Origin of the sequence: Glutamicibacter uratoxydans (genome assembly GCF_050753455.1) — a bacterium.
GTDB classification, from domain to species: Bacteria; Actinomycetota; Actinomycetes; order Actinomycetales; family Micrococcaceae; genus Glutamicibacter; species Glutamicibacter uratoxydans_A.
On record NZ_CP192736.1, the window covers coordinates 702,551 to 716,407 of the forward strand.

A 13,857-nucleotide genomic window follows, 5' to 3' on the forward strand; every position below is an offset into this window, starting at 1 on the left:
GGCCAATCTGTTGCTGAGGGGCCTGGGCAGGCCGGAATCAAGTCGATGTGTCCATCATGCAGCGCCATCGTTGATATCAGGTAACTCCGGCAAACTATGGCTTGATATAGACTCAACCTATGGTTCAAGGAGCAAGTGGTCTGACACTGCAGCAGATGCGCTATTTCACCACGGTCGCGGCCGAGGGATCGATTTCAGCGGCCGCTGATCTGCTCTACGTCGCGCAGCCGAGCATGTCCGCGGCGATGAAGGAGCTCGAAGCCCGGGTGGGACGCACGCTGCTCATTCGCTCGGCGAGGGGCGTAACGCTGACCACCGAGGGAGCCGAGTTCCTCGGCTACGCCCGGCAGGTGCTCGAACAGGTGGAGCTTCTCGAGCAGCGATACCTCGGCCGCCCGCCCTCCCGCCGCCTGCTGGGCGTCTCCACCCAGCACTACTCCTTCGCCGTGGACGCCTTCGTGAGGATGGTCCAGGCCAGCGGGGCCGACGAATACGAGTTCTCGCTGCGTGAGACCCGCACAGAACAGATCATCGAGGACGTGCGCACCCTGCGCAGCGAGATCGGCATCCTCTACCGCAACGACTTCAACCGGAAGGTCATTGACAAGCTGCTGCGTGAGTCCCGGCTCGTCTTCCACCCCTTGTTCCTGGCCGATCCGCACATCTTCATTTCGCGTAGCAACCCGTTGGCCTCCCGCCCGCGGGTGGAGCTGGCAGACCTCGAAGACCTGCCGCGCCTGACCTTCGACCAGGGCGCCAACAACTCGTTCTACTTCGCCGAGGAGATCCTCTCCACAAGCTCCAGCAAACGCGAGATCCAGGTCTCGGACCGCGCGACCATCTTCAACCTCATGATCGGCCTGGGTGGGTACACGATCTCCACGGGCATCATCAGCGATGAACTCGATCCGTCCATCGTCGCCATCCCACTGGATGTCGATGAGCGCATCGAGATCGGCTGGATCGACCATGCCGCGATTCCGCTGACCGAACAAGCGCGGCGTTATCTGGAAGAAGTGCGTTCCGTTATCGCAGGCTTCGGGGTCCAGCTCATCGGCTGAACCCCTCGGGAACCGAAGGACGTAACGCTGTGTCATCCGCCGGACCGTGCGCGACACATTAAACGGGTCAAAGCCCGTAATCTCGCGGTATCCGGCAGCAACCGCGCGTCACACAACGGATCCGGGCCGTGCGTCATCATGACAAGAACGCGACATGTGAAGCCTGGAAACCTTGTGTGAAGCCCGGGACCGGACACCGCTTGCGCCGCCCTAAGCCGTTGCCCAATCATGGCAGCACAACAACCCATCAAGAGCGACCGAGAGATCTGGCTCGTCGACGTCGCAGCAACCATCGGGAAACCGAAAGGTGCTAATGCCAGGAACGATGGAGCAGCTGCCGAACGCGTCCTGGGGCTCCGTGCCCTGCACGGTGTTCGGTGCACTCCCTCGTGCGGCAAAAACGAGGAGGAACCATGGCGCAGCCCAACACCCAACCGTCGACGACGGCCATCCACGCCGGATATACGCCCAGCGGTGACCACCGCCCGCTTACGGTGCCGCTGTATTCCTCAGCGGCCTACGAGTTCGGCTCGCATGCCGAAGCCGTGGAAAAGTTCGCGTTGCGCCAGGCCGGCTTCACCTACTCCCGCACCGGCAACCCCACCGTGTCGGTGTTCGAACAACGCGCCGCCGCCCTGGAAGGCGGAGCCTACGCGGTGGCCACCGCCACCGGCCAGGCTGCCGTCGCCCTATCGCTGCTGGCCCTGACCCAGGGCCCGAAGCACATCATCGCCTCCAACCAGCTCTACGGCGGCACCGTTGACCTGCTGACCGACTCCTTCAACGATTTCGGCATCCGCGTCAGCTTTGTCGACCCGGATGAGCCTTCCGCCTGGGAGGCGGCCATCGAGGCGGATACCCGGGCCTTCTTCCTGGAATCGGTCACCAACCCGCTTTCCACCCTCCCGGATCTACCGGCGCTGGCCGAGGTGGCACACCGCCATAACATTCCGGTGGTGGTGGATAACACCCTGGCCACTCCGGCGAACTTCAAGCCGCTGGCGTTCGGCGCCGACATCGTGGTGCACTCGGCCACCAAGGCGCTGGCCGGACACGGGCAGGTGCTCGGCGGCGTGGTCGTCGACGCCGGAACATTCGACTTTTCCGACCAGGAGCGCTGGCCGCAGATCGCCCGCGCCCGCGAACGCTATGCCGGCACCTCGCTACTGGCCCGTTACGGGGACGGTGCCTACTCCATGCTGGTGCGTTCCAAATTCCTGCACGATCTGAGCCCTGCGCTCTCGGCCGGTAATGCCCACGCCATCCTGACCGGGATGGAAACCCTGCCCGTGCGCACCGCCGCCGCCACCCAGAACCTGTTGCTGCTGGCGAACTTCCTGGAGGCGCACCCGCTGCTTAAGGCGGTGCACCACCCCTCGCGCAGCGCCCATCGGCACCATGATCGCCTGGCAAAGTTCTTCCCGCGCGGCACCGGTAGCGTGCTGGCCGTGGAATTGCACGATGCCGCCCTGGTGCCGGCGTTCATCGACAACCTTGAAATCATCACGCTGGCTGCGAACATCGGCGATACCCGCACCATGATCGCCCACCCGGCGACGATGACCCACTGCCGCCTCTCGACTCAGCAGCTGGCGCAGGCTGGGCTGAACGCGGCGGTGCTACGCCTGTCGGTGGGGCTGGAAGACCCGACGGACCTGATCCGGGACCTTGACCGCGCACTGGCGGCCGCGCAGGCCGCAGCATCGATCGAAAAGGAAGCGAGCTTCGCATGAGTGGATTCAACACCCTGGCCGTCCACGCAGGACAGCACAAGGACCCGTACACCGGGGCCGTGATCCCGCCGATCTACCAGACCAGCACGTTCATCCAGGACCGGATCAACGTGCTGCGCGCGGGCCACGAGTACTCACGTGGCTCCAACCCGACCCGCGACGCGTTCCAGACCCAGCTGGCCGTGCTGGAAGGCGGCAGCCACGGGTTTGCCTTCGCCTCCGGGATCGCCGCGGAAGACGCGTTGCTGCGTGCGGTGCTCGCCCCCGGTGACCACATCGTGCTGGGAGCCGATGGGTACGGCGGCACCCATCGGCTCATCTCCCGGCTGCACCGCAAGTGGGGGATCACCTCCAGCGCGGTGGAGATTACCTCGCTGGATGCGGTGCGCTCCGCGATCCGCCCGAATACCGCGCTGCTCTGGGTGGAAACTCCCTCCAACCCGCTGCTGGGGATCGCCGACCTGGCTGGCTGGGCGGCACTGGCCCGCGAGTACGGGGCCCTGCTCGTGGTGGATAGCACCTTCGCCACCCCGTACCTGCAACGTCCCCTGGATTTTGGGGCCCACGCGGTGGTGCACTCAACCACCAAGTACATTGGCGGGCACTCGGATGTGCTGGGCGGGGCGGTCATCGTCACCGACCACCTGCACCGCGGTGAATCCCTGCTCGAGGCGATCGGCTTCCAGCAGTTCGCCGGGGGCGCGGTCTCCGGGCCGCAGGACAGCTACCTGGCCGCCCGCGGGCTGAAGACGCTGGGCTTGCGGATGGAACGCCACGGTTGCAACGCCGGGGTGATCGCGCAGTGGCTCACCGAGCGCCCCGAGGTGGGCCGGGTGTTCTACCCGGGTCTGCCGGATCACCCCGGTCACGAGCTGGCAGCCTCCCAGCAGCGCGGGTTCGGCGGCATCCTGTCCCTGCAGCTGGCCGATGAGGCCGCCGCCCGGGCTTTTGCCGAATCCATGGAGTACTTCCAGCTCTCGGTTTCCCTGGGCGGGGTCGAATCGCTGGTCTGCTACCCGCGGGAAATGACCCACGCCTCGCTGATCGGCACCGAGCTGGAGATCCCGGCCAATCTGGTGCGCCTGTCCGTGGGTATCGAGGAACCCGAGGACCTGCTCGCCGATCTGGAACGCGGGTTGGCGGCGGCACGTACCGCCGGCGGTCTGGCCAAGCTGGCAGCGCCGGCCGGCAGCAGGTAGCAGCGGTACGGCAGTCGGGGGAAGACCAAAGAACGGGCCCGGACCGCGGCCAGGCAACCGGTGCTCTTCGGGCAGTACACCGGATTCCGGCAGAGTAACGTGCCGGGTCCGTCGGCCACCGGGTCACTGCCCGGCGGACCGCACCACGTTGAGCAGTTCCCGGCCCGCGGCCAGCCGTTGCATCTGCTGGACCGCCAGCTGCCCGCAGAATTCGAGCACTTGTCTGGTGTTCCCGCCGATATGCGGGGTGATCAGGCAATTCGGGGCGTTCCACAACCTGTGCCCGGGCGGCAGCGGTTCGGGGTCGGTGACATCCAGGGCCACGCCCAGCCGCCCGGTCGCCAGCTCGGTCAACAGCGCGTCGGTATCCACCACCGGACCGCGGCCGATGTTCACCAGCAGGGCGCCATCGCGCATCCTCGACAGGAATGCGGCATCCACCAGCCGTTCGGTGGAGGCATCGTGTGGCAGCGCGATGACGACGATGTCCGCCTCGGGCAGCAGCCCGGGCAGCTCGTGAAGGGCATGCACCGCGGTACCGTCCGGTTCGGTGCGGGCCGTGCGGCCCACCGGCAGCACCCGGGCCGGACCGAAGGGCGCCAGCCGGGCCGCGATCCCGGCACCCACCCCGCCGTAGCCCAGCAGCAGCACCGTGGCCCCATACAGGGTCGGAGACCAGGCCGGATTCCACCGCTGCATATCCTGGTCACGCACCGCGGCGGGAACAACGCGCAGGGCGGCCAGCAAAAGGGCCAGGGCGTGTTCGGCGGTGGCGTCCTCGATGGCCCCACGCGAATTGCTCAGCCCCACACCGTCGGGCAGGTGCTCCAGCACCCAATCGAACCCGAGGGACAGCAGATGCACATGCCGCAACCCCGGGATCCGTGCCACGGCCCGGCGGCGGTCCAGCTCCCGGGGACGTTCGGTGATGAGTACCTCGGCTTCCGGGGCCTCATGCCGCGCATTGTTCAGGTGCCACAGGATGGGTTCGATCCCTGGCAGCTGCAACGCCGAGGCGAGCTCTTCACTGGGAACCAGGACACGGAGGGCCATGGTACTTCCTTGTCTTCGGTGGGTAGTGGGTGATGGTCGATGAGTCCGGGGGGCGGGCATCCGGCTACAGCCCACGACCCAGTTCCCAGATCCCCTCGGCGGTACCGGTGAGCAGCGCGTTGACCGAGACGGCCTGGGCGTCGGTGAAGGAGGCGATGTAGTCGACGATGGCCCGTGCCTGTCCCAACCGTTCCACCTCGCCGTGCCCGGCCGGGCCGAACCGCGCCGGGTCGACATTGCGCAGCGCCCGGTACTCCTCGGTGGCAGCCTGCACCGAGTCCAGCAGCCGGCGTGGCGCCCGGGCTGCGTCTAAGGGATCGTTCAACCACTCGCGTAGGCCCTCGGCAAGGGAGGAAATAATTCGCGTCTGCCCACGTTGATAAACCGCCAAATCCGAACGGTCCAACACGAAACGGGCATGCACGAACTTCAACACCATCACATCGTGCCAGGCAGCATCGCCCAGCCGCAGGTGTCCGCTGCGCACATGCGGGTTTCGTTGCACCACCACTGAGGAATGCAGCCGTTGGATCCAGCGCCGGGTAAAACCGGTCACCGCCCGGTCAGCCTCTAACCCACCGTCATAGGGCATCGCCAACAAACCCTCGACCAGATCGTGCTCCACCCGTTGCACCGAGTCACGGAAAGCCTGCGGGTCGGCCACCCACGGGTCCTTGGCCTGCAAGCGCCGCCAGGTGCGCTCCAGCGCATGCCCAGCACGACGCAGATCCAGTTGCGCATCGGGAATATCGGCGAGGTTGCGCGAGTGCTTCAACCAGTTCTGCAATTCAGCCGAAACCGTGGTGTATTGCAGCACCCCTGCCCGGTAAAAATCATCCAAATCATGCACCGCGTAGGCGATGTCATCGGCGACGTCCATCACCGAACATTCCAAGGTCTGCTGATGCGGGGCGATGGCCGGGAAAACGGAGAGCACATCTTGCAGCTGCTCGTGCTCCACGTCGTAGCAAGAGAATTTCGCGGCACCTGTACCATTGACATCACCGGCGCCCCGCGGCAGTTCTCGCGGCAAGAGCGTGGTGCCGCGCCACTCATCGCGTGCCCACGGGTATTTAAGCACCGCGGCACGAACCGCCCGGGTCAGGTTCAACCCGCGCGGGGTCGCATCGCAACTGTCCAAGGTGCTCAGAATCCGGAAGGTCTGCGCATTGCCTTCAAATCCATCGGGCAGGCCAAGCTTGGTGCGTGCCACCCGATCCAATTCCTGCTCCCCAAGATGCCCAAATGGCGGGTGCCCCAGATCGTGCGCGGCAGCGGCGGCCTGCACCACCACCGGATCACAGCCGCCAAGTTCCTCAACCAGATCCCGGGTCTGCTTATCCGCATTGCGTAGTCCGATGGCTATGGAACGCGCCACCGCGGAAACTTTCAATGAGTGGGTGAGGCGATTGTGTACGACGGTCCCGGCTCCGGCCTGCGGGATCACCTGGGTGACGGCCGAGAGTCGCGAGAAGTATGGTGAGAAACGAATCCGTTCAATATCGACGCGGAACTCGTCCTCACCTGCGCGGGAATCCTCCGGGATATCGCGTTCCCGCCCGCCGTGCTGATGGCTTTGCTCAGTGGGATACATAGTACGCAACAGCCTAGTTGATCAGCCCCCAAGCCTGGGAACCCCGTGGACTGCCGACAGCTTGACCGGCCGGTTACGCGTCAAAAGCTTTGCATCAGCGGATTCACCGATTACAGTAGAAAACACGTAAGGGAGTATTCCAACGCGCTGAGCCCGTCAATACGCAAGGCAATGAAGCCTCGCCGGGTCAACGGTCCGCACACTGGCGGGTGGAGAGACTTACTGCTCACCATCCATCCTCGATGAAAGCGGTAGTACTGTGACTGTTTCCCCTACCATCTGGGCTATCACCATTGTGGTGATCTTCGCCCTGCTCGCCTTTGACTATTTCTTCCACATTCGTAAAGCCCACGTCCCACAGCTCAAAGAAGCTGCGATCTGGTCCTCGATTTACGTGGCCATAGCCGTGATATTCGGACTTTTGGTGCTCTTTTTTGGCGGTGGCCAGATGGGCAAGGAGTACTTCGCCGGCTACATCACCGAAAAGGCGTTGTCGGTTGATAACCTCTTTGTGTTCCTGATCATCATGGCCAGCTTTCGTGTGCCACGCGAGGACCAGCAAAAGGTATTGCTCTTCGGAATTGTGTTCGCGCTCATCGCCCGCACCGGTTTCATTTTCCTCGGCGCAGCATTGATTAACACCTTCTCCTGGATCTTTTACGCCTTCGGTCTGATCTTGTTGCTCACCGCAGGTAACCTGCTCAAGCCCGAAGATTCCAACAGCGAGGCCGATAACTTCGTCATCAGACTCTCCCGCAGGTTCCTGCGAACCTCCGATCACTACGATGGTGACAAGCTGTTCACGGTGGTTGATGGGAAAAAGATGCTGACCCCGATGCTCTTGGTGATGATTGCCATCGGTGGTACCGACATTCTCTTCGCACTGGATTCCATCCCGGCGATCTTCGGGTTGACCCAAAACGTCTACATCGTGTTTACCGCCACCGCGTTCTCACTGATGGGCTTGCGTCAGCTGTACTTCTTGATCGACGGTCTGCTGGACCGGCTGATCTACCTCGCGTATGGTCTGGCCGCGATTCTCGGATTCATCGGTGTGAAACTGATTCTGCACGCCCTGCACGAGAACAACCTGCCGATCATCAATGACGGTCAGCCGGTACCGGTGATGGAAGTGACCATCGAGCTCTCACTCAGTGTGATTATCGGTGTGCTGGCACTGACCGTTCTTGCCTCGCTGATGAGCAAGGCCGGTAAGGCCCTGAAATCCATCAACAATGCTCGACGCCACGCGGCGAACTATCTGGACCTGGCCTACACCGCGGATCAGGGAGAACGTGAACGGGTATACGCGGCTCTGGTGGCTGAGGAGAGCCAGCTGAATCGGATAGATAAGAAGTACCTGGAGAAGGCTAAGGACATCGATCAGATCCGTCTTCTAGTGGCCGAAGCTCACACTAAACACCGCCAGCACTACTCCATTTAGAACCCTCGCGGCTGTGCCGTCCAACCGCTTCGCCCCGGCGGGCGGCACAGTGCGAGCAATGGCCCACTAGTTATCCCCAGCCCGTGCTGGGCCGGGCGGGGCTTTCGCCAGACGAGGCATCATCGATGGCATGGACAACGAGAACACCAGCCTCGCGCTGATACAGCTCGCCACCGCGGCAAGACTGTTGCAAAGCGCCACGGCCACCCTGGCTCGGGCCGAATTACCACCCGGGCATGCGGCCTACTTTGCGTGGCTGGTTGAACAAGCCGGGCAACGGGTGACTCGCGCTGAAATCCATGCCGCCGATGCGGTCCGCCGCACTGGTGCACACCAACTAGATGAGCCATCCTTCCAAGCCATTGCCGACGCCGGCCTAGCACCCGATGCCGCAGCCATAGAAAGCACTCGAGGACACTACAGTACGGGACGCAGTTTCTATAAGGAACCGGCCAAGCTACTGGGGGAGTGGCTGAACATTTCCCGTTCCGCCGCCACGACGCGGTTGAAGCAAGCCGATTCGCTGATCGCCCAAGTCAATGAGGCAGGAGAACGTCTTGGGCCGCGTTACCCGCAACTTGCCGAGGAATTCCAACGTCCCGAAACGCAACCCAGACTTGTGCTGGGCGCCACCGCCCAATTGAGCAAGATCGAACCAACCCTGAGCGAGGCACCGGAGCCGGAGCAGGCCCGACGGGAGTTCGAAGAGGATGCCATCGCTCTCATCCGGCATGAACCTTCCACCGCTAATCGGCATCTGAGGGGTAGGGTCCAAGAATTTTTAGGTGAGGAACGCAGTTTAGCTGCGCTACTGGCTGAGGTAGGACTCTACCCCTGTGGGATGCGCAATGGGCTGGTGTATTACCGGCTGGTGCTTTTGCCGCAGGATGCCGAATTGATCGAATCCGCCAACGAACAAATCGATCACCCGGGGACAATCGCCGGAAACCGCGAAGAACTCAAGAACCTTGCCATGCAGCAGTATCTGCGCATGCAGCAAGCCACACCGGCGGGTGTCAGCAATGATGGGGCGATCCCGGGGGACTGGGGTGAGGCGCAGAGCATGCCCGACTGGGCAAGAGCTCCAGACCCGCAGCCAGCACCACAAGACGTCGCTGAGGCTACGGCCAGCTGCACCGCACCGGCTACCGAAGAGAAGAACTCGCCACCGCAAACCGACCTTGCCCAGACGGTGCCAGAGCAGGACAAACTACCGGCCGTGAACGGCATCCCAACGGTTAATTCAGCCGGCCGAGGCCAGCAGACAAACAACAGTTGGTCCACAGACTCAAGCGCCGACGGGATGCCCACGGAACTTTCACAACCCTTTGAAGAATTACGTCCAGAATTCCGGCATCTACTCGGGTTGCTGAGCATTCTTCGTTCCGATGGGGTAGTCGAAGGTAAACGGCCGGGACTGGTCCAACCACAAGTCACGGTCATTCTGGACTATGCCAAGATGCTCAGTCTCGGAAAGAACTTCGCGGTCACCGCCAACGGATTGCCGATATCCGCCGGCGCCGCGCGAACCATGCTCTGCAATGCGGGGATATTGCCGGTTGTGCTTGGCGGGAAAAGTAAGATTCTGGACATTGGGCAAGAGAACCGATTCTTCCCCAAATATATGCACAGGGCGCTTCAAGCTAAGTATCGAGGTTGCGCCTACCCGGGGTGCAGCATGCCCGCCTCACGGTGCGAAGTGGATCATATCCAGCCTTGGGAAGAGGGCGGGGCCACCAGCGTGGATAACGGATGTCTGTTTTGTCCGATGCACCATCATGCCAGACACTGCGGGCTGTTTCGGGTGATTGCGAACGATGGCGGACCGCCAATGGTGCTCTTACCCAAGAACCTGGATCCTGAACAACGTCCGCGACTGAATACCCACTGGTTCAGCCCAAGCGAAGCCATCGAGATCGCCCGTGGGGCGAACACGTCCTGACAATCCCGGAACTAACGGGCAGGAGCACCAGGTGCGTCCTGCCCGTTAGTACCTAGCTATTGGCAGCCAGATGCTTAGCCGCCAGCTCAAGATAGGTAGAAGCATTCCGGGAGAGGCTAGCGACCTCTTCATCGTTTAACTCCCGGCGCACCTTCGCTGGCACGCCGGCAACCAATGACCGTGGCGGAACCTGAGTGCCTTCCAGCACCAGAGCGCCAGCCGCGACTAGCGACTGCTCACCAATCACCGCACCGTTCATGATGGTCGCGCTCATGCCTACGAGGCAACCGTCGCCCACCGTGGCGCCATGCACGACGGCCGAGTGGCCTACCGAAACGTTCTCGCCCACTGTGCAGGGAAAACCCGCGTCCGCGTGAAGCACCACGTTATCTTGCAGATTGCTTCCCGCGCCGACCCGGATCGGCGCCGAATCGCCACGCACGGACACCCCGTAAAAGGCACTACTGCGCTCGCCGAGGGAGACATCGCCACTAAGTGTGGCCGTCGGGGCGACGAAAACGTCCTTAGCCACCTGCGGGGTGGCACCGTCAATAGTAATTATGTGAGCCATGCCATCTAGCCTAGTTCAGACCATCGGTTCAGACGATGTTCGAGAAACTAGGACTTTGACTAGGAGAAGACAATGGTGCGCTGACCATCGAGCATCACCCGGTGCTCGGCATGCCACTGCACGGCGCGCGTCAATGTGCGACCCTCGACGCTGCGCCCCAGCGTGACCAACTGATCCGCGGTTCGCGCATGGGTCACGTGGGTGACTTCTTGGTCGATGATTGGCCCCTCATCCAGATCAGCGGTGACGTAGTGGGCGGTTGCCCCGATCAGTTTCACACCGCGAGCGTGAGCCTGATGGTATGGCTTGGCACCCTTGAACGAGGGAAGGAAAGAATGGTGGATGTTGATGACCCGCCCCGCCATTCGCTCACACAACGAATCGGAGAGAATCTGCATGTACCGGGCAAGCACCACAAGTTCAATGTCATAACGATCCACCAAGCTGAGCAATTCGGCCTCGGCCTGCGGTTTGTTCTCTGCGGTCACCGGAAGATGCACGAAATCAACCCCGTAAAAATCAGCCATGGGTTTCAGATCTAGGTGATTTGAAACGATTACTGGAACATCAATGGCTAAGGTACCGGCTCGCTGCGCGAACAGCAGATCGTTCAAGGCATGGCCCGCCTTGGAACACATAATCATGGTTCGGGTGCGACGCTGCGCTTCGTAGACTTTGAGATCCATCAAAAAGTCGTCACGAATCGGGGCTAGCTGCGCTTGCACCTGCGCCAAGGACTGCTCGGTGGCAACTTCGATGCGCATGAAGAACGTGTTCGAATCCGGGCTTTCATACTGTTGGGATTCGGTGATATTGCAACCCGCGCCCAAGAGGCCACCGGAAATAGCGTGGACAATACCCGGGCGATCGACGCAGGACAGCGAAATGATGAAATGGTTGCTCATGCACACCAAATTACTTCGCTTCGACCGCTTGTGCCGAATCTCGGTAGCTAGCTCACACTAATGCGCTCTCAGCTGTTTCCGTTGTCACGCGCGCAACCGGGGGATTTCTCAAGTAGTTCACGGCAGCCACCGCCGCACGTCGACCGGCGCGCGTGGCCCCAATCGTGGAAGCGGAGGCTCCGTAGCCGACTAAGAAGAGACCCGGTTGTTGCGTAACGCTCACCGAATCGGCGTCGATACGTATTCCACCGGCTTCGGTACGCAGTTTCAAGGCTGCCAGATGCTTCAGAGCGTGTCGGAATCCGGTGGCCCAGAGGATTGCGTCGATGTTCTCGGTGCTACCGTCGCTAAATGTCACGGAGGTTGGCCCCAGACGAGAGATCTGGCCGCGGGACACCAAGGCACCGGAGTCGATGCCCGCCTGCATCTGCGCGGTTAGCGCTAGACCGGTGTTGGCCACGACGGGACGTGGGGGCCGCCCCGCGAGAGTATCTTCGGTGACCCGTCGTTCCACTTCCACTCCCCAGTCTTTGCTGGAACCAAAGTCTTTCCAGCGTGGTGCGCTGCGGGTGGACCAGATTGTTTGAACCCCATGTTCTTGGAGTTGCATGATGAACTGGGTTGCGCTGGCCCCGCCGCCGACTACCAGCACCCGCTGCCCGGTGAACTGTTCAACTCCGATGAAATCGTGGGTGTGGACCTGGGGCCCGCGAAACTCGCGCATGCCGGGATAGCTGGGCCAGAATGGATTGCTCCACGTTCCGGTGGCGTTGATGAGGGTCGTTGCGGTTAGTCGTTCCCCCGAGGCTAAGTGGACGCGAAATCCCTGCGCATCTTGTTCCACGCGTTGTACTTGGGCGGGCCGATGGATTGGCAGGTCCATCTGTTTTTCGTATTCCCCGTAATATCGGCTGACCACACGAGAAGCCGGTTCGTGTGGATCGGGTTCCGCAAGTTCTAAGCCGGGCAGTGGGTGCAGATGATGCGCTGTTCCGAACGTCAATGAATCCCAACGGTGCCGCCAGGCGCCGCCGGGACCATCATTCGCATCCAGGATGACAAAGTCAACCCACGGAACTAGCCCTTTGCGACGCAAGTGGTATCCCGCAGCGAGTCCCGCTTGACCCGCGCCGATAACAATCGTCTGGTAGTGCGCTTGAAGCCATGCCATGAAACTTCCTTTGTTGACGCGTCAATCTTATATTAGTTGTAACATTCGCATCGCGTGCATCATTCCCGCAAGATTCGATAAACTCGTTTCAGACTTAGTAAGCATCGTAACTGGCGTTGGGTGGGGTACCACCGGGGAGCGACAACAACCTTTTGACTGCAGACCGCGCGCCTGGGTTTGTATACATGACACAGCGGCTTTCCGCTACCGGCGGGAAAATTCGCGCACGAAAGGAACCCATGACGGCTCAGATTCTCGACGGCAAGGCAACGGCTGCTCGAATCAAGGAAGAACTTACCGAGCGTGTCGCAGCGCTTAAAGCGCAAGGAGTCACTCCGGGACTTGGCACGATCTTGGTGGGCAATGACCCTGGCTCGGCTTGGTATGTCGGGGGTAAGCACAAGGATTGCGCCGAAGTGGGGATCGAGTCCATTCGCGTGGATCTGCCCGAAGAGACAACGCAGGACGAACTGCTGGCTAAGATTCGCGAACTGAACGAGTCCGATGCTTGCACCGGCTACATCGTTCAGCTGCCATTGCCGAAGCACATCGATCAGGACGTCATCCTCGAAGCCATGGATCCTGCCAAAGACGCAGATGGGTTACACCCGATGAACCTTGGACGTCTGGTGGCTAACGTCAATAAACCGATGAGTAGCCCCCTGCCATGCACTCCAGTCGGTTGTGTGGAGCTATTGGCACGTCACGATATCGATTTGGCCGGTAAGCACGTGCTGGTGATCGGTCGTGGAGTAACCATTGGCCGTCCTGTGGGGTTGCTGCTAACCCGCCGATCCATCAACGCCACCGTCACCTTGGCGCACACCGGAACCACCAATCTGGATGAGCTACTCGCACAGGCCGATGTAGTAATCGCCGCGGCCGGTGTCGCACATATGGTTAAAGCCGATGCCATCAAGCCCGGGGCGATCCTGCTGGACGTTGGAGTGTCCCGGGTCGACGGTAAAGTCACCGGTGACATTGATCCAGCCGCAGCGGATAAGGCTGCTTGGATATCTCCAAATCCCGGAGGCGTCGGTCCGATGACCCGCGCGATGTTGCTGGCTAACGTAGTTGAGGCAGCCGAACGGCAGGCCGCAACCAACTAGCCCGCGATCCTGAGGCACACACCGAAGGCCGGTGCCGGAATTCCTCTACTAGAAGGATTCCGACACCGGCCTTCG

General features: G+C 61.7%; 11 protein-coding genes and 2 riboswitches. Of the genes, 6 read left to right on the forward strand and 5 right to left on the reverse strand.

Going from position 1 to position 13,857, the window contains the following annotated elements; genetic code table 11:
* The first annotated feature begins 119 nt into the window (after positions 1–119).
* The 3 genes from ACQQZ8_RS03365 to ACQQZ8_RS03375 all read left to right on the forward strand — a co-directional run bounded on the left by ACQQZ8_RS03365 (position 120) and on the right by ACQQZ8_RS03375 (position 3,993).
* Positions 120–1,061: a LysR family transcriptional regulator gene (locus ACQQZ8_RS03365; protein ID WP_431711289.1), complete on the forward strand. Its 942-nt coding sequence runs from the start codon at positions 120–122 to the stop codon at positions 1,059–1,061.
* A gap of 241 nt (positions 1,062–1,302) precedes the next feature.
* Positions 1,303–1,393: riboswitch (SAM riboswitch) on the forward strand.
* An 81-nt stretch (positions 1,394–1,474) separates the two neighbouring features.
* Entirely contained in the window at positions 1,475–2,794 is a 1,320-nt protein-coding gene (locus tag ACQQZ8_RS03370; RefSeq protein ID WP_431711290.1) for an O-acetylhomoserine aminocarboxypropyltransferase/cysteine synthase family protein, read from the forward strand.
* Positions 2,791–3,993: a cystathionine gamma-synthase gene (locus tag ACQQZ8_RS03375; RefSeq protein ID WP_431711291.1), complete on the forward strand. Its 1,203-nt coding sequence runs from the start codon at positions 2,791–2,793 to the stop codon at positions 3,991–3,993. Before ACQQZ8_RS03370 ends, ACQQZ8_RS03375 begins: the two co-directional genes overlap by 4 nt.
* Positions 3,994–4,116: 123 nt before the next feature.
* On the opposite strand, the gene ACQQZ8_RS03380 is transcribed toward ACQQZ8_RS03375, so the two are convergent.
* Positions 4,117–5,046, reverse strand: a complete 930-nt coding sequence (locus tag ACQQZ8_RS03380) for an NAD(P)-dependent oxidoreductase (protein ID WP_431711292.1) — start codon at positions 5,044–5,046, stop codon at positions 4,117–4,119.
* 64 nt (positions 5,047–5,110) lie between these two features.
* Positions 5,111–6,640: a deoxyguanosinetriphosphate triphosphohydrolase family protein gene (locus ACQQZ8_RS03385; protein WP_431711293.1), complete on the reverse strand. Its 1,530-nt coding sequence runs from the start codon at positions 6,638–6,640 to the stop codon at positions 5,111–5,113.
* 259 nt (positions 6,641–6,899) lie between these two features.
* Here ACQQZ8_RS03385 and ACQQZ8_RS03390 point away from each other — a divergent pair, with 259 nt between their 5' ends.
* Both ACQQZ8_RS03390 and ACQQZ8_RS03395 read left to right on the forward strand, forming a co-directional pair.
* Entirely contained in the window at positions 6,900–8,084 is a 1,185-nt protein-coding gene (locus ACQQZ8_RS03390; RefSeq protein WP_431711294.1) for a TerC family protein, read from the forward strand.
* Between the two features lie 130 nt (positions 8,085–8,214).
* Positions 8,215–10,026: an HNH endonuclease signature motif containing protein gene (locus ACQQZ8_RS03395; protein WP_431711295.1), complete on the forward strand. Its 1,812-nt coding sequence runs from the start codon at positions 8,215–8,217 to the stop codon at positions 10,024–10,026.
* Positions 10,027–10,078: 52 nt separating this feature from the next.
* On the opposite strand, the gene ACQQZ8_RS03400 is transcribed toward ACQQZ8_RS03395, so the two are convergent.
* The 3 genes from ACQQZ8_RS03400 to ACQQZ8_RS03410 are packed head-to-tail and all read right to left on the reverse strand — an operon-like array spanning position 10,079 to position 12,673.
* Positions 10,079–10,597, reverse strand: coding sequence for a gamma carbonic anhydrase family protein (locus ACQQZ8_RS03400; RefSeq protein ID WP_431711296.1), 519 nt, complete (start codon positions 10,595–10,597; stop codon positions 10,079–10,081).
* 59 nt (positions 10,598–10,656) lie between these two features.
* Complete coding sequence (gene purU / locus ACQQZ8_RS03405) at positions 10,657–11,502, reverse strand: formyltetrahydrofolate deformylase (protein ID WP_431711297.1); 846 nt, start codon at positions 11,500–11,502, stop codon at positions 10,657–10,659.
* Positions 11,503–11,554: 52 nt separating this feature from the next.
* Positions 11,555–12,673: an NAD(P)-binding domain-containing protein gene (locus ACQQZ8_RS03410; RefSeq protein ID WP_431711298.1), complete on the reverse strand. Its 1,119-nt coding sequence runs from the start codon at positions 12,671–12,673 to the stop codon at positions 11,555–11,557.
* A 96-nt stretch (positions 12,674–12,769) separates the two neighbouring features.
* Positions 12,770–12,857, forward strand: a riboswitch (ZMP/ZTP riboswitch).
* A gap of 55 nt (positions 12,858–12,912) precedes the next feature.
* On the opposite strand from ACQQZ8_RS03410, the gene ACQQZ8_RS03415 reads away from it, so the two are divergent.
* On the forward strand, positions 12,913–13,782 hold the full coding sequence (locus ACQQZ8_RS03415) for a bifunctional methylenetetrahydrofolate dehydrogenase/methenyltetrahydrofolate cyclohydrolase (protein ID WP_431711299.1): 870 nt from the start codon (positions 12,913–12,915) through the stop codon (positions 13,780–13,782).
* The last annotated feature ends 75 nt before the right edge of the window (positions 13,783–13,857 follow it).

Bases quoted from the DNA above. Each gene is read 5' to 3' on its own strand.
- ACQQZ8_RS03365 (WP_431711289.1), top strand. From the start codon at position 120: ATGGTTCAAGGAGCAAGTGGTCTGACACTGCAGCAGATGCGCTATTTC.
- ACQQZ8_RS03370 (WP_431711290.1), top strand. From the start codon at position 1,475: ATGGCGCAGCCCAACACCCAACCGTCGACGACGGCCATCCACGCCGGA.
- ACQQZ8_RS03375 (WP_431711291.1), top strand. From the start codon at position 2,791: ATGAGTGGATTCAACACCCTGGCCGTCCACGCAGGACAGCACAAGGAC.
- ACQQZ8_RS03380 (WP_431711292.1), bottom strand. From the start codon at position 5,046: ATGGCCCTCCGTGTCCTGGTTCCCAGTGAAGAGCTCGCCTCGGCGTTG.
- ACQQZ8_RS03385 (WP_431711293.1), bottom strand. From the start codon at position 6,640: ATGTATCCCACTGAGCAAAGCCATCAGCACGGCGGGCGGGAACGCGAT.
- ACQQZ8_RS03395 (WP_431711295.1), top strand. From the start codon at position 8,215: ATGGACAACGAGAACACCAGCCTCGCGCTGATACAGCTCGCCACCGCG.
- ACQQZ8_RS03400 (WP_431711296.1), bottom strand. From the start codon at position 10,597: ATGGCTCACATAATTACTATTGACGGTGCCACCCCGCAGGTGGCTAAG.
- purU (WP_431711297.1), bottom strand. From the start codon at position 11,502: ATGAGCAACCATTTCATCATTTCGCTGTCCTGCGTCGATCGCCCGGGT.
- ACQQZ8_RS03410 (WP_431711298.1), bottom strand. From the start codon at position 12,673: ATGGCATGGCTTCAAGCGCACTACCAGACGATTGTTATCGGCGCGGGT.
- ACQQZ8_RS03415 (WP_431711299.1), top strand. From the start codon at position 12,913: ATGACGGCTCAGATTCTCGACGGCAAGGCAACGGCTGCTCGAATCAAG.